General features: G+C 65.4%; 19 protein-coding genes. 15 read left to right on the top strand and 4 right to left on the bottom strand.

Annotation, left to right across the window (positions count from 1 at the left end; genetic code table 11):
• Window positions 1-5: 5 nt before the first annotated feature.
• Window positions 6-452: a GlcG/HbpS family heme-binding protein gene (locus G7026_RS16735; protein WP_219858471.1), complete on the top strand. Its 447-nt coding sequence runs from the start codon at window positions 6-8 to the stop codon at window positions 450-452.
• Here the strand turns inward: G7026_RS16735 and ubiA are convergent.
• The 3 genes from ubiA to glcC form a co-directional block, all read right to left on the bottom strand.
• Entirely contained in the window at window positions 449-1,342 is an 894-nt protein-coding gene (ubiA, locus tag G7026_RS16740) for a 4-hydroxybenzoate octaprenyltransferase (RefSeq protein ID WP_181072047.1), read from the bottom strand. The genes G7026_RS16735 and ubiA overlap by 4 nt on opposite strands.
• Before the next feature lie 70 nt (window positions 1,343-1,412).
• Complete coding sequence (locus tag G7026_RS16745; RefSeq protein WP_219858482.1) at window positions 1,413-1,892, bottom strand: chorismate--pyruvate lyase family protein; 480 nt, start codon at window positions 1,890-1,892, stop codon at window positions 1,413-1,415.
• Window positions 1,893-2,011: 119 nt separating this feature from the next.
• Window positions 2,012-2,788: a transcriptional regulator GlcC gene (gene glcC / locus G7026_RS16750; protein WP_181072049.1), complete on the bottom strand. Its 777-nt coding sequence runs from the start codon at window positions 2,786-2,788 to the stop codon at window positions 2,012-2,014.
• Between the two features lie 239 nt (window positions 2,789-3,027).
• Between glcC and glcD the strand changes: the two genes are divergently transcribed.
• From glcD to G7026_RS16800, 10 genes are all read left to right on the top strand, one after another.
• On the top strand, window positions 3,028-4,527 hold the full coding sequence (glcD, locus tag G7026_RS16755) for a glycolate oxidase subunit GlcD (protein ID WP_181072050.1): 1,500 nt from the start codon (window positions 3,028-3,030) through the stop codon (window positions 4,525-4,527).
• Complete coding sequence (gene glcE / locus G7026_RS16760) at window positions 4,527-5,585, top strand: glycolate oxidase subunit GlcE (protein ID WP_181072051.1); 1,059 nt, start codon at window positions 4,527-4,529, stop codon at window positions 5,583-5,585. Before glcD ends, glcE begins: the two co-directional genes overlap by 1 nt.
• A 3-nt stretch (window positions 5,586-5,588) precedes the next feature.
• Window positions 5,589-6,806 (top strand): glycolate oxidase subunit GlcF, encoded by a 1,218-nt coding sequence (gene glcF / locus G7026_RS16765; protein ID WP_181072052.1) that lies wholly within the window; start codon window positions 5,589-5,591, stop codon window positions 6,804-6,806.
• Window positions 6,807-6,897: 91 nt separating this feature from the next.
• Window positions 6,898-7,296: a heme-binding protein gene (locus G7026_RS16770; protein WP_181072053.1), complete on the top strand. Its 399-nt coding sequence runs from the start codon at window positions 6,898-6,900 to the stop codon at window positions 7,294-7,296.
• An 83-nt stretch (window positions 7,297-7,379) separates the two neighbouring features.
• Complete coding sequence (locus G7026_RS16775) at window positions 7,380-9,554, top strand: malate synthase G (RefSeq protein ID WP_181072054.1); 2,175 nt, start codon at window positions 7,380-7,382, stop codon at window positions 9,552-9,554.
• Between the two features lie 195 nt (window positions 9,555-9,749).
• Window positions 9,750-11,453: an L-lactate permease gene (locus tag G7026_RS16780; protein WP_181072055.1), complete on the top strand. Its 1,704-nt coding sequence runs from the start codon at window positions 9,750-9,752 to the stop codon at window positions 11,451-11,453.
• 152 nt (window positions 11,454-11,605) lie between these two features.
• A complete protein-coding gene (locus tag G7026_RS16785; RefSeq protein WP_138406462.1) occupies window positions 11,606-11,773 on the top strand; it encodes a rubredoxin in 168 nt (55 codons plus the stop codon).
• Between the two features lie 29 nt (window positions 11,774-11,802).
• Complete coding sequence (locus G7026_RS16790) at window positions 11,803-12,987, top strand: FAD-dependent oxidoreductase (protein ID WP_181072056.1); 1,185 nt, start codon at window positions 11,803-11,805, stop codon at window positions 12,985-12,987.
• A gap of 144 nt (window positions 12,988-13,131) precedes the next feature.
• Entirely contained in the window at window positions 13,132-13,404 is a 273-nt protein-coding gene (locus tag G7026_RS16795; protein WP_138406464.1) for an HU family DNA-binding protein, read from the top strand.
• Window positions 13,405-13,525: 121 nt separating this feature from the next.
• Window positions 13,526-13,924, top strand: coding sequence for a helicase (locus G7026_RS16800; protein ID WP_181072057.1), 399 nt, complete (start codon window positions 13,526-13,528; stop codon window positions 13,922-13,924).
• Between the two features lie 75 nt (window positions 13,925-13,999).
• Here G7026_RS16800 and G7026_RS16805 read toward each other — a convergent pair whose 3' ends face one another.
• Window positions 14,000-14,956, bottom strand: coding sequence for a LysR family transcriptional regulator (locus tag G7026_RS16805; protein ID WP_181072058.1), 957 nt, complete (start codon window positions 14,954-14,956; stop codon window positions 14,000-14,002).
• Window positions 14,957-15,108: 152 nt separating this feature from the next.
• Between G7026_RS16805 and G7026_RS16810 the strand changes: the two genes are divergently transcribed.
• The 4 genes from G7026_RS16810 to G7026_RS16825 all read left to right on the top strand — a co-directional run bounded on the left by G7026_RS16810 (window position 15,109) and on the right by G7026_RS16825 (window position 19,110).
• On the top strand, window positions 15,109-16,290 hold the full coding sequence (locus G7026_RS16810) for an acyl-CoA dehydrogenase (protein ID WP_181072059.1): 1,182 nt from the start codon (window positions 15,109-15,111) through the stop codon (window positions 16,288-16,290).
• A 105-nt stretch (window positions 16,291-16,395) separates the two neighbouring features.
• The gene (locus tag G7026_RS16815; RefSeq protein WP_181072060.1) at window positions 16,396-17,619 is read left to right on the top strand and encodes a CaiB/BaiF CoA transferase family protein; all 1,224 of its coding nucleotides are present in this window, start codon (window positions 16,396-16,398) and stop codon (window positions 17,617-17,619) included.
• A 199-nt stretch (window positions 17,620-17,818) separates the two neighbouring features.
• The gene (locus G7026_RS16820; protein WP_138411278.1) at window positions 17,819-18,424 is read left to right on the top strand and encodes a LemA family protein; all 606 of its coding nucleotides are present in this window, start codon (window positions 17,819-17,821) and stop codon (window positions 18,422-18,424) included.
• Window positions 18,424-19,110, top strand: coding sequence for a TPM domain-containing protein (locus G7026_RS16825; protein WP_181072061.1), 687 nt, complete (start codon window positions 18,424-18,426; stop codon window positions 19,108-19,110). The genes G7026_RS16820 and G7026_RS16825 overlap by 1 nt, the downstream gene beginning before the upstream one ends.
• The last annotated feature ends 10 nt before the right edge of the window (window positions 19,111-19,120 follow it).

Here is a 19,120-nt window from a genome sequence, read left to right on the forward strand (position 1 = left end):
CGACCATGACCGCCCCGCCGATCCTGGCCTATGGTCCGCCGGTGTCCCTTGCGCTCGCCAATCGGCTGGCCGCGGCGGCCGAGGCCCATGCCCGGGCGCGCGGCTGGCCGATGGTGATCGCCGTGTGCGATCCCGGCGGCCACCTGGTGTGCCTGCAGCGCATGGACGATGCCGCCCTCGGCAGCGTCGAGGTGGCCCAGCGCAAAGCCTCGACAGCCGCGCTGTTCAAGCGCAGCACCCGCGGCTTCGAGGAAACCCTGGCTAGCGGCGGGGCTACCCTGCGGCTGCTGTCGATGCACAACGCGATCCTGATGGATGGCGGCATGCCCTTGCTGCACGAGGGCAAGGTGATCGGTGCCATCGGCGTGTCGGGCATGCACCCGAGCCAGGACGGCGAAGTGGCCGAAGCCGGTGCCCGGGCGCTGGCCGGGTGGATGGGCGCGACGCCCTAGCGCGTCGCGAAGTCCAGCATGATGCCGACGAGGATCGCCAGCCCGGCCCAGTGATTGTGCAGGAAGGCCTTGAAGCACTTGTCCGGCCGCCGCGATTGGGTGCTCCAGAATTCCCAGGCGAAGCAGCCGGCGGCGATCAAGAGGCCGAAGTGGAACCACTGGCCAAGCTCGAAGCGCACGCCGGCGAGGATCAGGCAGAACAGCGCCAGCCCTTGCAGGCTGAGGATCATGATGCGATCGGCCTCGCCGAAGAGGATGGCGGTCGAGCGGATGCCGATCTTCAGGTCGTCCTCGCGGTCGGCCATCGCATAGTAAGTGTCGTAGCCGACCGTCCAGATCAGATTGGCAATGAACAGTAGCCAGGCTTCAGGGGGCAGGCTGCCGGTCTCGGCGGTGAAGGCCATCGGCATGCCCCAGGAAAACGCCGCGCCCAGCACCACCTGCGGGTAGAAGGTGTAGCGCTTCATGAACGGATAGAGCGCCGCGACGCCGAGGGCGCCGAACGACAGCCAGATGGTCGCCGCGTTGGTCAGCAGGACCAGCCCGAAGCTCAGCGCGACGAGCACTGCGAACAGGATCAGGGCTTCCTTCGGCGCGACCTTGCCGGTGGCCAGCGGGCGTCCCTTGGTGCGTTTGACGTGGCCGTCGAAATTGCGGTCGGCATAGTCGTTGATCACGCAGCCGGCGGCGCGCATCAGGATCACGCCCAGCACGAAAATGAACAGGTTCTTGGCGCTCGGCCCGCCTTCGGCCGCGATCCACAGCGCCCAGAGGGTCGGCCAGAGCAGCAGGTAGGTGCCGATGGGACGGTCGAAGCGCATCAGCTGGACGAAGTCCCAGGCGCGCGGGTGCAGACGGTTGCAAGCTTGCAGCAGCACTTTGTTGTACATCGCGGCGGCTCGTTGAAGGCTGTGCCGGGGATTATACGGTTTCGATCGCTCGGCTGTCGGCGCGCTGCCCTCAGAGCGCCCTGCACCAGAAGTCAGGCAGGAAGACTTCAGCTACCAGCACCGACAGCGGACCGCGGCTGAACGCCGAGCGCCGTGCCCAAAGCGCCGGTTGGCGTACCTTTTCCGGCAACAGCCCGGCCGGGTAGCGGCACAGCTCGATCCCACCGCGGCTGAAGGCAGGGTCGCTGAACAGCAGCTCGCCGAGCGAACGCGTACCCAATTCCTGCAAGGGGACATCGCCGGCTTGCAATGCCGCCTTGGCCGCAACGCTGCGGGCGAACACCCACGGCTGTTCGTCGCCCAACAGATAGACCTCCCGCACCCATCCCTCGCTGCCATTTTCGACGCCAAGAGCCGTGCACTCTTCGTCCCGCAGGGCTTGCCATCCCTCGTCGAGGGGTTGAACGCGAAAACGACCATCGGCCAACGCAGTCAGGCGACGGGTCAGCGAGCCGTCGTCGAGCAGCCAGGCGTGCTCATCGTTGCGCAGTGGGCAAAGTGGGAGGTCGGCGGGAAACCAGCAGGGGAAGTCGGACACGGCGGATCTGGAAAGGCGAGTGAGCCGCGAGTCTACGGGCCTCGGCTTGGCCGCTTCAACCCGCGACGTCGCTAGGCCCAGCCTTCCAGACGCATCGAAGCGCGTACGAGGCGCTGTTCCTCCTGCTCGATTTCCTTGAGGTTGTCGCGGATGCTGTTGATGTGGTCGCGTGCGGCCCGCTGAGCCTGCTCGGGCAGGCGTCCGGTCACCGCGTGGAACAGTCGCGCGTGCTGGCGATCGATCTGCCGTTTCTGGGCTGGCCGGTGGTAGAGGTTGTTCACCGAGGCGAACACGGTGCTCAGCATCAGGTCGGTGAGCGACTGCAAGGTATGCACCAGCACCGGGTTGTGCGAGGCCTCGCAGACCGCCAGGTGGAAGGCGTGGTCCAGACGTGCATGTTCGCGCGGATCGGTCGCCTCGCCGGCATGGGCGGCGAGCATTTCCTCGTAGCGTCGGCGAAGCAGGATGAAATCCGCCTCGGTGCCACGCAATGCCGCCAGGCGGGCGGACTCGCCTTCCAGCAGGCCGCGTACCTCGAGCAGGTCGTAGAGCGTGCGCGGTTGCGAGTTGAACAGGTGCATCAGTGGACTCGCATCGTTGCCGCCCGACAGCCGCGCCACGAACGAGCCCCGGCCCTGAGACGTTTCCAGGATGCCGCGCCCGCGCAGCACCCTCAGCCCTTCGCGCAGCGCCGAACGCGAGATGCCGAGCTTCTCGCACAACCGCCGCTCCGAGGGTAGCGCCTGGCCGACCTTGAGCACGCCGTCGACGATCAGTCGCTCGATGCGCTCGGCGACGACGTCGGCGAGCTGACGGCGTTCGGTTGTGGTATCGGATTCGCTGAACATGCCTTTCTCCTCTGCTGGTAGGACCAGTTCGAGTGACAGAATGCCTAGCCGGATGTGACGCGCTGGTCAGCCAGCAATAGAGCGCCTGATAGGTCGATCAATGCAGTGTAAGTCAGTAAAAACTGGTAGGACCAGTGGATTTTTACGTGGACGAAAGGCGCCATGCGGCGGTATTGATGCGACAAAGGATCGCAGCCTGCCTGCGATCACCATAACGATAAGAAACGAGCGCCTGACTGATGAATATCCTGTACGACGAACGCGTCGACGGTGCGCTGCCCAAGGTTGACAAGGTCGCCCTGCTGGCCGAGCTGCAAATGCAGCTGCCCGACCTCGATCTGTTGCACCGTGCCGAAGAGCTGACGCCCTATGAATGCGACGGGCTTTCGGCCTATCGCACCCGGCCCTTGCTGGTCGCATTGCCCGAGCGGCTCGACCAGGTCCAGAAGCTGCTCAAGATCTGCCACCAGCGTGGCGTGCCGGTCGTGGCGCGAGGCGCCGGTACCGGTCTGTCCGGCGGTGCGCTGCCGCTGGAGCAGGGCGTGCTGCTGGTGATGGCGCGCTTCAACAAGATCCTCGAGATCGACCCGGCGGCCCGTTTCGCCCGGGTTCAGCCCGGTGTGCGCAACCTGGCGATTTCCCAGGCCGCAGCGCCCCATGACCTCTACTACGCACCGGACCCGTCGTCGCAGATCGCCTGCTCGATCGGCGGTAACGTGGCCGAGAACGCCGGTGGCGTGCACTGCCTGAAGTACGGGCTGACCGTGCACAACCTGCTCAAGGTCGAGATCCTCACCGTCGAGGGCGAGCCGCTGACCTTGGGTTCCGATGCGCTGGACAGCCCCGGTTTCGATCTGCTGGCGTTGTTCACCGGCTCTGAAGGAATGCTCGGCGTGGTCACTGAGGTGACCGTCAAGCTGCTGCCCAAGCCGCAGGTCGCCAAGGTCCTGCTGGCCAGCTTCGACTCGGTGGAAAAGGCCGGTCGCGCGGTGGGCGACATCATCGCCGCCGGGATCATCCCGGGCGGGCTGGAAATGATGGACAACCTGTCGATCCGCGCCGCCGAGGATTTCATCCGGGCCGGCTATCCGGTCGATGCCGAGGCGATCCTGCTGTGCGAGCTCGACGGTGTGGAAGCCGACGTGCATGCCGACTGCGCACGGGTCAGCGAGGTCCTGACGCTGGCCGGTGCCACCGAAGTGCGTCAGGCGCGCGATGAAGCCGAGCGGGTGAAGTTCTGGGCTGGGCGCAAGAACGCCTTCCCGGCAGTGGGGCGCATCTCGCCCGACTATTACTGCATGGACGGCACCATTCCCCGCCGCGAACTGCCTGGCGTGCTCAAGGGCATCGCCGATCTGTCCGACGAATACGGGCTGCGCGTGGCCAACGTGTTCCACGCCGGTGACGGCAACATGCACCCGCTGATCCTCTTCGATGCCAACACCCCCGGCGAGCTGGAGCGCGCCGAAGCGCTCGGCGGCAAGATCCTGGAACTCTGCGTGAAGGTCGGCGGTTCGATCACCGGCGAGCACGGCGTGGGGCGCGAGAAGATCAACCAGATGTGCGCCCAGTTCAACAGCGACGAGCTGACCCTGTTCCACGCGGTCAAGGCAGCCTTCGACCCGAGCGGCCTGCTCAATCCCGGCAAGAACATCCCGACTCTGCACCGCTGCGCCGAATTCGGCGGCATGCACGTGCACGGCGGGCAGTTGCCCTTCCCTGAACTGGAGCGTTTCTGATGACCGTATCGTTCGACGACAGCGCGCGCCTGCTCGAGCAGGTCAATCACGCGCTTGCCAGCGGGACGGCGCTGCGCATCCAGGGCGGAGGCAGCAAGGCGTTTCTCGGCCGTACGGTCGAAGGCGAACTGCTCGATACCCGTGCCCATCGTGGCATCGTCAGCTACGACCCCACCGAGCTGGTGGTCAGCGTTCGTGCCGGCACGCCGCTGGCCGAGCTCGAAGCGGCACTGGATGAAGCGGGGCAGATGCTGCCTTGCGAACCGCCGCACCTGGGCGAAGGCGCCACCGTGGGCGGCATGATCGCCGCGGGGATTTCCGGCCCGCGTCGCCCCTGGTGTGGTTCGGTGCGCGATTTCGTGCTGGGCAGCCGGGTCATCACCGGGCACGGCAAGCACCTGCGCTTTGGCGGCGAAGTGATGAAGAACGTCGCCGGCTACGACCTGTCGCGACTGATGGCCGGCAGTTTCGGTTGCCTGGGCGTGATCACCGAGGTATCGCTCAAGGTACTGCCCAAGCCGCGCCAGTGCCTGAGCCTGCGGGTGCCGATGAACCAGGACCGCGCCCTGCTCAAGCTGGCCGAGTGGGGGCAGCAGCCGGTGCCGATCAGCGGGGCGAGCCACGACGGCGAAGCCCTCTACCTGCGCCTCGAAGGCGGGGAAGGGTCGGTCAAGGCGGCGCGCGACCGCATCGGCGGCGACGAGCTCGACCCGGACTACTGGACCGCGCTGCGTGATCACCAGTTGGCGTTCTTCCGCGACTCCCGTCCGCTCTGGAGACTGTCGTTGCCCAACAACGTGCCGATCCTGGCGCTGCCGGGCGAGCAACTGGTGGACTGGGCGGGCGCTCAGCGCTGGCTCAAATCCGAGGCCGAGGCCGCCAGTATTCGTGCCATCGCCAGCGAGGTAGGCGGTCACGCCACCTGCTTCAGTGCAGGAGTAACCGACAGCCCGTTCCAGCCGCTGGACGCCGGATTGCTGCGCTACCACCGCCAGCTAAAGTCGCAACTCGATCCAAACGGGGTGTTCAACCCCGGCCGCATGTACGCCGAGGTTTAAGCTGTGCAAACCAATTTGAGTGAAGAGGCCAAGCGCCTGCCGCGCGCCGAAGAAGCCGAGCGGATCCTGCGCTCCTGCGTGCACTGCGGGTTCTGCAATGCCACCTGCCCGACCTACCAGATTCTCGGTGATGAGCTCGACGGGCCGCGCGGGCGCATCTATCAGATGAAGCAGGCGCTCGAAGGCGCGCCGATATCCCCCAGCACCCAGGAGCACCTGGACCGCTGCCTGACCTGCCGCAACTGCGAAACCACCTGCCCGTCCGGCGTGCAGTACCACAACCTGCTGGACATCGGCCGTGATTTCATTGAGCGCAAGGTGCCACGTCCGCTGGGCGAGCGTGCCCTGCGTGCAGGACTGCGCACCCTGATGCCGCGCCCGGCGCTGTTCAAGATGGCGCTCGGCGCCGGCCAGGCGTTCCGGCCGTTCCTTCCCGCCACGGTCAAGGCCAAGCTGCCGCGTGAGATCACGCCGGCCAAGGCGCGCCCGCCGGTGCAGCACGCGCGGCGGGTGCTGATGCTCGAGGGCTGCGTGCAGCCGGGCCTGTCGCCGAACACCAACGCGGCGACCGCGCGGGTGCTCGATCGCCTCGGCATCAGCGTCACGCCGGTGCGCGAGGCCGGTTGTTGCGGCGCGGTGGACTATCACCTCAACGCCCAGGAAGCCGGACTGGATCGCGCCCGGCGCAACATTGACGCCTGGTGGCCGCAGATCGAGGCGGGTGCCGAAGCCATCGTGCAGACCGCCAGCGGCTGTGGCGCCTTCGTTAAGGAGTACGGTCATCTGCTGGCGGGCGACCCTGCCTACGCGAGCAAGGCGAGCCAGGTCAGCGCGCTGGCCAAGGACCTGGTCGAAGTCATGCGCGAAGCTCCGCTGGAAACCTTGAACGTGCGCAGCGACCTGCGCATGGCGTTCCACTGTCCGTGTACTCTGCAGCACGCGCAGAAGCTTGGCGGTTCGGTCGAAAGCGTGTTGACCAGGCTCGGTTTCCACCTCACCGCGGTGCCCGATGCGCACCTGTGCTGCGGCTCGGCCGGTACCTATTCGATCACCCAGCCGGCGCTGTCCAAGGAGCTGCGCGACAACAAGCTCAACGCCCTGGAAAGCGGCCAGCCGGAAGTCATCGTGACCGCCAACATCGGCTGCCAGACCCACCTCGACGGCGCTGGTCGCACGCCGGTTCGGCATTGGATCGAGGTGGTGGAAGAAGCCATGGCCTGATCAAAGGCGTGGCGAGCAGGTAGGATGATCAACCCGGCCGCCGCCGACATCGGCGCCGATCGAATCGAAGAATGAATAAAAGGAGAGTGACATGCAGAGCAAAGCCGTACTGACCCAGACCGAAGTTGGCCAGATCCTGGCCGCGGCGCGCGCTGAAGCGCAGAACAACCAGTGGGCCGTGACCATCGCCGTGGTCGACGATGGCGGCCACCCGCTGGCGCTGGAGCGTCTGGACGGCTGCGCCCCGATCGGTGCCTACATCGCCACCGAGAAGGCCCGTTCGGCGGCCCTCGGTCGCCGTGAAACCAAGGGCTACGAGGAGATGGTCAACGGCGGGCGCAGCGCGTTCCTGTCGGCACCGGTTGTCTGCTCGCTCGAAGGCGGCGTGCCGGTGATCGTGGACGGCCAGGTGATCGGTGCGGTCGGCGTTTCCGGCGTCAAGGCCGACCAGGACGCCCAGGTCGCCAAGGCCGGTGCCCAAGCGATCTGACACTGAAACCGCGGGTGCGCTGGCACCCGCATGCGAATCCATCGGCTGAACCCCTGCCCGAGCGGCAGACGGAGATAATGACAATGACCGAGCGCGTAACCTGCAACCGCCTGCAAGTGGCGACCAATCTCAAGCAATTCGTCGATCAGGAAGTCCTGCCGGGTCTGGACCTGGATAGCGCCGCCTTCTGGAGCGGGCTGGACGCTCTGGTGCACGACCTGGCGCCGAAGAACCGCGATCTGCTGGCCGAGCGTGACCGCCTGCAGACCGAACTGGACAACTGGCACCGTGCCAATCCCGGCCCGGTTGCCGACATGCCGGCGTATCGGCAATTCCTCGAATCGATCGGCTACCTGCAGCCCGATCCGGGCGCTGTGCAGGCGGAGACGGCCAACGTCGACACCGAGATTTCCCAGCAGGCCGGCCCGCAGTTGGTGGTGCCGGTGATGAACGCGCGCTATGCGCTCAACGCCGCCAACGCGCGCTGGGGTTCGCTGTATGACGCGCTGTACGGCACCGATGCCATCAGCGAAGAGGGCGGTGCGCAGAAGGGCCCGGGCTACAACGAAGTACGTGGCGCCAAGGTCATCGCCTTCGCCCGCAACGTGCTCGACCAGGCCGCGCCGTTGGCGCAGGGCTCGCATACCGACTCGGTGAGCTACCGCGTCCAGGACGGCCAACTGAAGGTTACCCTGGAAAACGGCACCGTCACCGGCCTGGCGCAGCCGGAGAAGTTTGTCGGTTATCAGGGCGAGGCCCTGGAGCCCAAGGCCGTGCTGCTGAAGAACAACGGCCTGCACATCGAAATCCAGATCGACCCGAACAGCCCGATCGGGCAAAGCGATCCGGCAGGCATCAAGGACCTGCTGATGGAATCGGCCCTGTCGACGATCCTCGACTGCGAAGACTCGGTCGCCGCGGTCGATGCCGACGACAAGGTGGTGGTCTACCGCAACTGGCTCGGCTTGATGAAGGGCGACCTCACCGAGGAAGTGAGCAAGGGCGGCGGCAGCTTCACCCGTCGACTCAACCCGGACCGCGAGTACACCGCGGCCGACGGCGGCAACCTCAAGCTGCATGGCCGTTCGCTGCTGTTCATCCGCAACGTTGGCCACCTGATGACCAACCCGGCCATCCTCGACGGCGAAGGCCGTGAAGTACCCGAAGGCATCCTCGACGGTGTGTTCACCAGCCTGATCGCCAAGCACGACCTCGCGCGTCAGGGCAACTCGCGCACCGGCAGCGTCTACATCGTCAAGCCGAAGATGCACGGGCCGAAGGAAGTCGCCTTCGCCGACGAACTGTTCGGCCGCGTCGAGGACCTCATCGGCCTGCCGCGCAACACCCTGAAGATGGGCATCATGGACGAGGAGCGGCGTACCAGCGTCAACCTCAAGGCCTGCATCGGCGCAGCGAAGAGCCGCGTCGCCTTCATCAACACCGGTTTCCTCGACCGCACCGGTGACGAGATGCACACCGCCATGGAAGCCGGCCCGATGCTGCGCAAGGGCGACATGAAGAGCACGCCATGGATCCAGGCCTACGAGCGCAACAACGTGCTGGTCGGCCTGGCCTGCGGGCTGCGCGGTAAGGCGCAGATCGGCAAGGGCATGTGGGCCATGCCGGACCTGATGGCGGCCATGCTCGAGCAGAAGATCGGCCATCCCAAGGCCGGTGCCAACACCGCCTGGGTGCCGTCGCCGACCGCTGCGACCCTGCATGCGCTGCATTATCACCAGGTCAGTGTTCAGGCCATTCAGCAGGAGCTGGAAGCTGTCGACCTGTCCGCCGAGCGTGACAAGCTGCTCGACGCCCTGCTGACCGTGCCGGTGGCCGTCGAGCGTAACTGGAGCGACGACGCCATCCAGCAGGAACTGGACAACAACTGCCAGGGCATCCTCGGCTACGTGGTGCGCTGGGTCGAACAGGGCGTCGGCTGCTCCAAGGTGCCGGATATCCATAACGTCGGGCTGATGGAAGACCGCGCCACGCTACGCATTTCCAGCCAGCACCTGGCCAACTGGTTGCACCATGGCGTGGTCACCCGCGAGCGGGTCCAGGAGACGCTGGAGCGCATGGCCAAGGTGGTCGATGGGCAGAATGCTGGCGATCCGCTATATCGCCCGATGGCTGCGGATTACACTCGGTCGATCGCCTTCAAGGCGGCCTGCGATCTGGTCTTCAAGGGTCGCGAGCAACCGAGCGGCTATACCGAGCCGCTGCTGCATCAGTGGAGGCTGACCTTCAAGCAGGGCTAAGCGCCCGCAGCGGTAGACAGTAGATCAAGAGCCCCGGTCGCCTCAGGCACCGGGGCTCGCGAGCATTGGCGCAGGCCCTTTCGACGCGTGGGGCCGGCGTCTTCGGGAACGGTGCCGTAGATGCGCCGTCCCATGCGGGGACCGGGTACGACCCGGACAATAAAGTGGTTCACAAAAACAATACAGGGACCCAACATGAGTCAAACGCTGCTGTCCATTCTGGCCTTCGTGCCACTGGTACTGGCGGGTGTGCTACTGATCGGCTTTCGCTGGCCGGCCAAGTTCGCCATGCCGCTGGTGTTTCTTCTCACCGCACTGATCGGCCTGCTGGCCTGGGACATGACGCTCAACCGCGTTATCGCCTCGACGCTGCAAGGTCTGATTCTCACCGCCTCGATCCTCTGGATCATCTTTGGCGCCATCCTCCTTCTCAACACGCTCAAGCACTCGGGCGGCATCGCCTCGATCCGCCGGGGCTTTGCCAACGTCAGCCCCGATAAACGGGTGCAGGTACTGATCGTCGCCTGGCTGTTCGGCTGCTTCATCGAAGGGGCGTCGGGCTTCGGTACACCCGCCGCGGTCGTCGCGCCGCTGCTGGTGGCGCTCGGTTTCCCGGCGCTGGCCGCGGTCGTGCTGGGGATGATGGTGCAGTCCACGCCGGTATCGTTCGGCGCGGTGGGCACGCCGATCCTGGTGGGCGTCGGGGGCGGCCTCGACCAGGCAGGCATCGGCGCGCAGCTGGCGGCCGTGGGCAGCAACTGGGACGTGTTCTTCCACCTGATCTTCTCGCGAGTGGCGATCATTCATGCCCTGTGCGGCATTCTCATGCCGCTGATCATGCTCAGCATCATGACCCGCTACTTCGGCCGCAACCACTCCTGGAGCGAAGGCTTGAAGATGGCGCCGTTCGCCATCTTCACCGGCTTTGCCTTCGTCATTCCCTATGCGCTGGCAGGCGTCTTCCTCGGGCCTGAGTTCCCGGCGATGATCGGTGCGCTGGTAGGTCTGGCGATCGTGGTACCGGCAGCCAAGGCGGGCTTCATGCTGCCCAAGGACAGCTGGGACTTCGCACCGCCGAGCGAGTGGCCGGTCGAGTGGATGGGCAAGATCGAGATGAAGATCGAGGACGTCGCCGGTCGGGCGCCGATCTCCGTGCCGATGGCCTGGGCTCCGTACCTGCTGCTCGCGGTGTTCCTGGTGATCTCGCGGACCTTCCCCCAGGTCAAAGCCGCGCTCATGTCGTTGAGCTTCGGCTGGCGCGACATCCTCGGCGAAACCGGCGTCTCGGGCACCCTCGAGCCGCTGTATCTGCCGGGCGGGATCCTCTGCATGGTCGTGCTGGTGACCTTCTTCCTGCACCGGATGAAGGCGGCGCAGCTTGCGGCCGCGATCTCCGAGTCGAGCAAGACGCTGCTCGGCGCGGGCTTCGTGCTGATCTTCACCATTCCGATGGTGCGCATCCTGATCAACTCCGGGGTCAACGGCTCCGATCTGGTGTCGATGCCGGTGGCTATGGCTCAGTTGGTGGCGAACAGCGTCGGCGACGTCTATCCGTTCTTCGCGCCTGCGGTCGGTGCCCTGGGCGCCTTCATCGCCGGCTCCAACACGGTGGCCAACCTGATGCTGTCGCAGTTCCAGTTCAACACCGCCGGCCTGCTCGGGTTGTCCGGTGCGTTGATGGTGGCGCTGCAGTCGGTGGGCGCCGCAGCCGGCAACATGATCGCGATCCACAACGTGGTGGCCGCTTCGGCGACGGTCGGCCTGCTCGGTCGTGAAGGGGTGACCCTGCGCAAGACCATGCTGCCGACGCTGTATTACCTGGTACTGGCCGGCATCATTGGCCTGATCGGGTTCTACGTTATCGGCATCAGCGATCCGTTGGTGGGCGTTGCCCGCTGAGGATCCTTGTTGCACACAACGGGCGGCCATGGCCGCCCGTTGTGTTTCCAGAGCGGCGGCCGGGTTCCCAGTGGCTGGCGCTCCACCGTTTGGCGCCGCGCTGCTTTTTGGTATAGGTTGCGGCGCAATCGACACATTTTCCGAGGTCATTGATGAAGAAGTGGCAATGCGTGGTATGCGGTTTGATCTATGACGAAGCCCTTGGCTGGCCGGACGACGGCATCGCACCGGGTACCCGCTGGGAAGACGTGCCCGCGGACTGGCTCTGCCCGGATTGCGGCGTCGGCAAGCTCGACTTCGAGATGATCGAGATCAGCTGATTCACGTCCACCCTCAGAGGAACGAAACCATGACCGATCCCGTCGTCATCGTCGGAACCGGCCTGGCCGGTTACAACCTGGCCCGCGAGCTGCGCAAGCTCGACAGCACCACGCCGTTGCTGCTGATCACCGCCGATGACGGGCGCTCCTATTCCAAGCCGATGCTCTCCACCGGCTTCGGCAAGAACAAGGATGCTGCAGGCCTGGGCATGGCCACGGCCGGTGCGATGGCCGAGCAGCTGAATGCGGAAATCCGCACCCATACCCGCGTTACCCGTATCGAGCCAGCCGCCCGGCGAGTCTGGATCGGCGACGAGCCGGTGCCGTATCGCGACCTGGTACTCGCTTGGGGCGCGCAGACGCTCCGTGTACCTGTGGAAGGCGATGCGCAGGACGCGATTTATCCGATCAACGATCTGCTCGACTATGGGCGATTCCGCCTCGCTGCCGAGGGCAAGCGGCGGGTGCTGATCCTCGGTGCCGGGCTGATCGGCTGCGAATTCGCCAACGACCTGCTGCTCGGCGGTTACTCGGTGGATCTGGTGGCGCCCTGCGAGCAAATCATGCCCGGCCTGCTGCCGGTGCAGGCGGCCACCGCGGTGCAGGGCGGTATCGAGTCGCTTGGTGCACGCTTTCATTTAGGTCCGGTGCTGAGCCGCCTGGACCGGGCTGTCGAAGGCCTGACGGCCGCCTTGTCCGATGGCAGTACCTTGGAATGCGACCTGGTGGTCAGTGCGGTGGGCCTGCGTCCACGTACCGAACTGGCGGCCGAAGCAGGTCTGGAGGTCGCGCGTGGCGTGGTGGTCGATCGCCTGCTGCAGACCTCGCAGCCCAACGTATACGCCCTGGGCGATTGCGCCGAGGTCGAAGGGCTCAATCTGCTCTACGTGATGCCACTGATGAGCGGAGCTCGGGCGCTGGCCCAGACCTTGTCGGGCACACCGACGATGGTCAGCTACGGTCCGATGCCGATTACCGTCAAGACGCCGGCATGCCCATTGGTAGTCTCGCCTCCCGCGGCTGATAGCCAGGGCCAGTGGCAGGTCGAAGGCGAGGGGGCGGACATCCGTGCGCTGTTCCGCGATGCCGAGGGGCGGCTGCTCGGCTATGCCCTGACCGGGGCGTGTGTTGGCGAGCGTTTAGCCCTGAACAAGCAGCTTCCGCCGGTGCTGGCGGATCTGCCGCACGTTCTGTCGCTCACGCCGTCGGCTTGATCGCAAAACCCGTGAGCGGCACTGGCGCGGCTCCGGAGCGCATGCCATTCTCCTTGTGTCTGCCCAGCTAGAGCTGTCGCAGCGCCTTCGCTGTTCTGGATAACAGCGGGACACAACAACAAAAACGTCTTAAAGAGGCTACCAATGCGTAAACCGGAACTCGCCGCAGCCATTGCGGAAAAGGCCGACCTCACCAAGGATCAGGCCAATCGCGTCCTCAACGCCGTTCTCGATGAAATCATCAACGCCCTGAACCGCAAGGACAGTGTCACGTTGGTCGGCTTCGGCACCTTCGTTCAGCGTCACCGTGGTGCACGCAACGGAAAGAATCCGCAAACGGGCGAGCCGGTGACGATCAAGGCGAGCAACACGGTGGCATTCAAGCCTGGAAAGTCGCTCAAAGACGCAATCAACTGAACACCGGGGCCATCCGGGACCCAAAAGCCCCGGATGGTCACTCTGTGGCTGCTTGGGCTGATGTAGTTCTCAGAGCAAATCGCTACACTGCGCGTCGTCTTCCCTTCAACCGAGACCGCGCATGAAATTCCGCTTCCTTCTATGGATGCTGGGCCGCCTCATGGCCAAGGCCAGTCGCACCAATCCCGACTTCCAGCAACAACTCGCCGGCAAGGACTTGACCTTTCAGCTGCATAGCCTCGACGGTAAGGTCGCCCGCCACTTCGTGGTCAAGGATCAGCGCATCTCCAGCAGCAGCGGCAGCATCGCCGAGCCGGCTTTCGCCATCGGTTTCAAGGACAGCGCCTACGGCTACGCCACCCTGACCGCCAAGAACAAGCAGCTGGCCTTCATGCAGGGCATCCAGAACAAGGACATCCAGATCCAGGGCAACCCGGCACTGGTGGTCTGGTTCCAGAGCCTGACGAAATACCTGAAGCCCAGGAAGAAGAAGCCGACGCAGCCGGCGTCGTCGGTCTAGATCCGGTCCCCTGCGCACCCTGTGGGCGCGACCTTGGGCGCGAACAGGTTCAGCGCCGATTTCCCTCCTTCGCGGTCAAGACCGCTCCCATAAGTCGCCTATCGGCGGGGCGTCTGCCATGGAGAGGTCTTTCTGCTGCTGCGCCACCCAGGCGTGCGCCTCGTCCAGGAGCCAGTCCCGAAAAGCGTTGAGTGCAGCAGATTCGACCTTGCGCTCCGGGATGATCAGGAAATAGGCGCGTTCGCTCAGGTAGGCATGCTCCTGCGCCACCACCAGGCGCCCTTCGTCCAGTTCGCGCTGGATCAAGAACGGCGGAATCAGAGCGATGCCCATCTCATGCATCGCTGCCTGCGCCAGCATCGAGAACAGCTCATAACGCGGCCCTGTCATATCCCGAGGGACGTTCATTCCCTGGGAGGCGAACCAGTGCCGCCAGGCATAGGGTCGCGTGGTCTGCTGCAGCAGCGGAAGGGTGGCAATCTGTTCGGCGGTGAAGCCGGCGCGGCCCTTCAGTAGCGCCGGACTGCAGACCGGTTTAGGGTCTTCGCGCATGAGAAAGTGCGAGCGGGTACCCGACCACTCCCCATCGCCGAAATACACGGCGGCGTCGAAATCGGTGTCGGCGAACAGGAACGGCCGGGTGCGGTTGGTCAGGTTGACGGTGATCTGCGGGTGCAGCGCCTGGAAATGTTTGAGGCGCGGTAGCAGCCACTGGGTGCCGAATGTGGGAACGACCGCCAGCTCGATACCCGTCGCGCCCTGCTGGGCCATCACCGACAGGGTGTCGCGCTCGACCGCGTCGAGCTGCGCCGCGACCCGGCGGCTGTAGGATTCGCCGGCCTCGGTGAGCTTCACGCCGCGGCGCGAGCGGCGAAACAGCTCGGTGCCAAGGAAGGCCTCAAGCGCGGCGATCTGGCGGCACACCGCGCCCTGGGTCAGCGCCAGCTCCTCGGCGGCGCGGGTAAAGCTCTGGTGGCGCGCGGACGCCTCGAAGGCGATCAGCGCCGCGGTGCTGGGGATCTTGCGACGCATGCGCAGGCCTCACAGATTAAGGGTCGGCAGAGGCGCTTGATCTTGCTCGGAGTGAGTAAATTGCACAATAGGCTGCGAAATCCTCGTTTGCTCTGCCGCCCCGATCAACCTAGCCTCGACGTGACGTCCACCTACAAGAATCCGAGGGACCCATGGCCGGCAACGCACGCTTCAATTGGATCGACCCACTCCTGCTCGACGAGCAACTCACCGACGAAGAGCGCATGGTGCAGCGTAGCGCCGCGCAGTTCTGCGCCGCCAAGCTGGCGCCGCGCGTGCTCGAAGCCTTCCGCCATGAAAAGACCGACCCGGCGATCTTCCGAGAGATGGGCGAGACCGGTCTGCTCGGCGCGACCATTCCGGTCGAGTACGGCGGCAGCGGGATGAACTACGTGTGCTACGGGCTGATCGCCCGCGAAGTCGAGCGCATCGACTCGGGTTACCGCTCTATGATGAGCGTGCAGTCGTCCCTGGTGATGGTGCCGATCAATGAGTTCGGCAACGAAGCGACGAAGCAGAAGTACCTGCCCAAGCTCGCCAGCGGCGAATACATCGGCTGCTTCGGCCTGACCGAACCCGACCACGGCTCCGACCCCGGCTCGATGGTCACCCGGGCGAAGAAGGTCGACGGCGGCTATCGCCTGTCCGGCGCCAAGATGTGGATCACCAACAGCCCGATCGCCGACGTCTTCGTGGTCTGGGCCAAGGACGACGAGGGCGCGATCCGCGGCTTCGTACTGGAAAAGGGCTGGGAAGGCCTGTCCGCCCCGGCGATACACGGCAAGGTCGGCCTGCGCGCCTCGATAACCGGCGAGATCGTGATGGACAACGTGTTCTGCCCCGAGGAGAACGCCTTCCCCGACGTGCGCGGCCTGAAGGGCCCGTTCACTTGCCTGAACTCCGCCCGCTACGGCATCAGCTGGGGCGCGCTGGGCGCCGCCGAATTCTGCTGGCACACCGCGCGCCAGTACGTGCTCGATCGCCAGCAGTTCGGTCGCCCGCTGGCGGCCAACCAGCTGATCCAAAAGAAGCTGGCCGACATGCAGACCGAGATCACCCTGGCCCTGCAGGGTTGTCTGCGCCTGGGGCGGATGAAGGATGAAGGCAGCGCGGCGGTGGAAATCACCTCGATCATGAAGCGCAACAGCTGCGGCAAGGCGCTCGACGTGGCGCGCATGGCCCGCGACATGATGGGCGGCAACGGCATCAGCGACGAATTCGGCGTGGCCCGTCATCTGGTCAACCTCGAAGTGGTGAACACCTACGAGGGTACCCACGACGTGCACGCGCTGATCCTCGGCCGCGCACAGACCGGCATCCAGGCGTTCTTTTGACTGTTCGTAGGGTGGATGACGCTTTTTTCATCCACCGTTGGCCACGCAACGTGGATGGGTGAAGCGTCATCCACCCTACATTCATTGAGCTTCGAGGCTTCGCCTATGCCCGCCGCCCTTTCCCACATCCGCGTCCTCGACTTGTCCCGCGTGCTCGCCGGGCCTTGGTGCGGGCAGATCCTCGCCGATCTTGGCGCCGAGGTGATCAAGGTCGAACGACCCGGTAGTGGCGATGACACCCGCCATTGGGGACCGCCGTTCCTACAGGACGCCGACGGCCGGGAGACCCGAGAATCCGCTTATTTCCTCTCGGCCAACCGCAACAAGCAGTCGGTCACAATCGATTTCACCCGGCCCGAAGGCCAACGCCTGATCCGCGAGCTCGCGGCCCAGTGCGACGTGGTGCTGGAGAATTTCAAGGTCGGTGGCCTGGCTGCTTACGGCCTCGACTACGCCTCGCTTAAAACGGTCAATCCAAAGCTGGTGTACTGCTCGATCACCGGTTTCGGCCAGGATGGCCCTTACGCCCAGCGCGCCGGCTACGACTTCATGATCCAGGCGCTCGGTGGGCTGATGAGCCTGACCGGGCGTGGCGAGGGCGAGGAGGGGGCCGGGCCGGTGAAGGTCGGCGTGGCTCTGACCGACATCCTCACCGGCCTTTACGCCACCGTGGCGGTGCTGGCGGCACTCAATCACCGTGAGCAGAGCGGCATCGGCCAGCACATCGACATGGCTCTGCTCGACGTGCAGGTCGCCTGCCTGGCCAACCAGGCGATGAACTACCTGACCACCGGGGTGGCGCCCCGGCGCCTGGGCAATGCGCACCCTAACATCGTGCCCTATCAGGACTTCCCGACCGCCGACGGCGACCTGATCCTCACGATTGGCAACGATGGCCAGTTCCGCAAGTTCTGTGAGGTCGCCGGCAAGCCCGAGTGGGCCGAGGATCCGCGCTTCGCCACCAACAAGGCGCGCGTGGCATACCGCGCCGAGCTGGTGCCGATGATTCGCCAGGTCACGGTGTTCCGCACCACGGCCGAGTGGGTCTCGGTGCTGGAGCAGGCCGGAGTGCCCTGTGGGCCGATCAATGACCTGGCCCAGGTGTTCGCCGACCCGCAGGTGCTGGCGCGGGGCCTGAGGGTCGAGGTCGAGCATCCGCTGGCCGGCACGGTGCCGCAGGTCGCAAGCCCGATCCGTCTCTCGGAAACGCCGGTGAGCTACCGCCAGGCGCCACCCCTGCTGGGCGAGCACACCGAGGGCGTGCTGCAGCGATTGCTCGGCCTGGATGTGGCGGCAATCGGTGCCTTGCGCGACGGCGGGGTGGTGTAGCGGCAGCGGCGCCTTCTCCTCATCTGGCCTTTTGTCCCAAAGGCGAGGCGCGGTTCGAAAGTGCGCCCGGCCAACACTTTCGCGTTGCCAGGCCGGCACGAACGGCTTCCTCGGACCTTGCAGTCTGCTGCAATGGGCTGAACTCTGGAGGCCATTGACCATTCTCATGTGCATATCGTCATCTCGATGGACATTGCACATGCCTACGCAACGTTACCGACTCGGCGGCCAGCTGGTCGCCCTCATCCTCATGGCCTTGATGCTCGGTGGTTGCGGAATCAACAACATTCCGCGCTACGACGAGCAGGTCAAATCGGCCTGGTCGCAGGTGGAAAACCAATACCAGCGCCGCGCCGACCTCATCCCCAATCTGGTGGAAACCGTCAAGGGCTTCGCTCAGCAGGAGCAGGAAACCCTGACGGCGGTGATCGAAGCGCGGTCGCGGGCGACCTCCATCCAGGTCGACGCCGCCACGCTGGACGATCCGCAGCAACTGCAACGCTTCCAGGAGGCGCAGAACCAGCTGACCGGCGCATTGAGCCGGCTGATGGCGGTCTCCGAGCGTTATCCGGAGCTCAAGTCCAATCAGAACTTCCTGGCGCTGCAGTCGCAGCTCGAGGGCACCGAAAACCGCATCGCCGTGGCGCGGCGCGATTTCATCACCGCGGTGGAGCGTTACAACACCGAGATTCGCACCTTCCCGGGGCGTCTCTGGCACACGCTGATGTACAGCGACATGCCGCTGCGTGAGAACTTCGAGGCGACGGCCGAGAACGCCGAGCAAGCGCCGCAAGTGCAGTTCTGATGCGTCGAACCGTCACGTTCGCCATCGTTCTGCTGGTCGCCTGGGCGACGAGCGCGCTGGCCCAGGAAACCGGCCTGCCAGCGCTGACCGGCCGCGTCGTCGACCAGGCCGAGTTGCTCGACACCCAGACCGAGGCGCGTCTGACTCAGATGCTCGCCGCTCACGAGCAAGCGACCTCCGAGCAGGTGGTGGTGGTCACCGTGCCGGATCTCGGTGGGCGCAGCATCGAGGATTTTGGCGTCGCGCTGGGACGGCAGTGGGGGATAGGCCAGGCCGGAGAGGACAATGGCGCGCTGCTGATCGTCGCCCGCGATGACCGGCGTATGCGCATCGAAGTCGGCTACGGCCTCGAAGATCGCCTGACCGACGCCCAGTCCTCGATCATCATCAACAGCATCATGGCGCCGGCCTTCCGCCAGGGCGATTTCGCCCGCGGCATCGTCGAAGGCACCGAGGCAATGATTCAGGTGCTGGGCGGTGATCCGCTGCAGCGCGCCGGGCATCTGCCGGTGCGCCAGGAGCCCGAAGCGCCGGTGGCCGGGCTGTTCTTCTTCCTGCTGCTGGTGGTGATGTTCCTCATTGGCGGCGGGCGGGGCGGCCGTGGCGGTGGCCACCTCGGCGTCGGTGTCGAGTTCGATGCGGTCGATGGCCTCGGCCACCTGCCGCTGCTCGCTTTCTGTCAGTAGAGTCATGGCC

Origin of the sequence: Stutzerimonas azotifigens, from assembly GCF_013522725.1 — a bacterium.
Lineage (GTDB): Bacteria > Pseudomonadota > Gammaproteobacteria > Pseudomonadales > Pseudomonadaceae > Stutzerimonas > Stutzerimonas azotifigens_A.

Coding starts and splice junctions, on each gene's coding strand:
- G7026_RS16735 (WP_219858471.1), top strand. CDS start 6: ATGACCGCCCCGCCGATCCTGGCCTATGGTCCGCCGGTGTCCCTTGCG.
- ubiA (WP_181072047.1), bottom strand. CDS start 1,342: ATGTACAACAAAGTGCTGCTGCAAGCTTGCAACCGTCTGCACCCGCGC.
- glcC (WP_181072049.1), bottom strand. CDS start 2,788: ATGTTCAGCGAATCCGATACCACAACCGAACGCCGTCAGCTCGCCGAC.
- glcD (WP_181072050.1), top strand. CDS start 3,028: ATGAATATCCTGTACGACGAACGCGTCGACGGTGCGCTGCCCAAGGTT.
- glcE (WP_181072051.1), top strand. CDS start 4,527: ATGACCGTATCGTTCGACGACAGCGCGCGCCTGCTCGAGCAGGTCAAT.
- G7026_RS16770 (WP_181072053.1), top strand. CDS start 6,898: ATGCAGAGCAAAGCCGTACTGACCCAGACCGAAGTTGGCCAGATCCTG.
- G7026_RS16775 (WP_181072054.1), top strand. CDS start 7,380: ATGACCGAGCGCGTAACCTGCAACCGCCTGCAAGTGGCGACCAATCTC.
- G7026_RS16780 (WP_181072055.1), top strand. CDS start 9,750: ATGAGTCAAACGCTGCTGTCCATTCTGGCCTTCGTGCCACTGGTACTG.
- G7026_RS16785 (WP_138406462.1), top strand. CDS start 11,606: ATGAAGAAGTGGCAATGCGTGGTATGCGGTTTGATCTATGACGAAGCC.
- G7026_RS16790 (WP_181072056.1), top strand. CDS start 11,803: ATGACCGATCCCGTCGTCATCGTCGGAACCGGCCTGGCCGGTTACAAC.
- G7026_RS16795 (WP_138406464.1), top strand. CDS start 13,132: ATGCGTAAACCGGAACTCGCCGCAGCCATTGCGGAAAAGGCCGACCTC.
- G7026_RS16800 (WP_181072057.1), top strand. CDS start 13,526: ATGAAATTCCGCTTCCTTCTATGGATGCTGGGCCGCCTCATGGCCAAG.
- G7026_RS16805 (WP_181072058.1), bottom strand. CDS start 14,956: ATGCGTCGCAAGATCCCCAGCACCGCGGCGCTGATCGCCTTCGAGGCG.
- G7026_RS16810 (WP_181072059.1), top strand. CDS start 15,109: ATGGCCGGCAACGCACGCTTCAATTGGATCGACCCACTCCTGCTCGAC.
- G7026_RS16815 (WP_181072060.1), top strand. CDS start 16,396: ATGCCCGCCGCCCTTTCCCACATCCGCGTCCTCGACTTGTCCCGCGTG.
- G7026_RS16820 (WP_138411278.1), top strand. CDS start 17,819: ATGCCTACGCAACGTTACCGACTCGGCGGCCAGCTGGTCGCCCTCATC.
- G7026_RS16825 (WP_181072061.1), top strand. CDS start 18,424: ATGCGTCGAACCGTCACGTTCGCCATCGTTCTGCTGGTCGCCTGGGCG.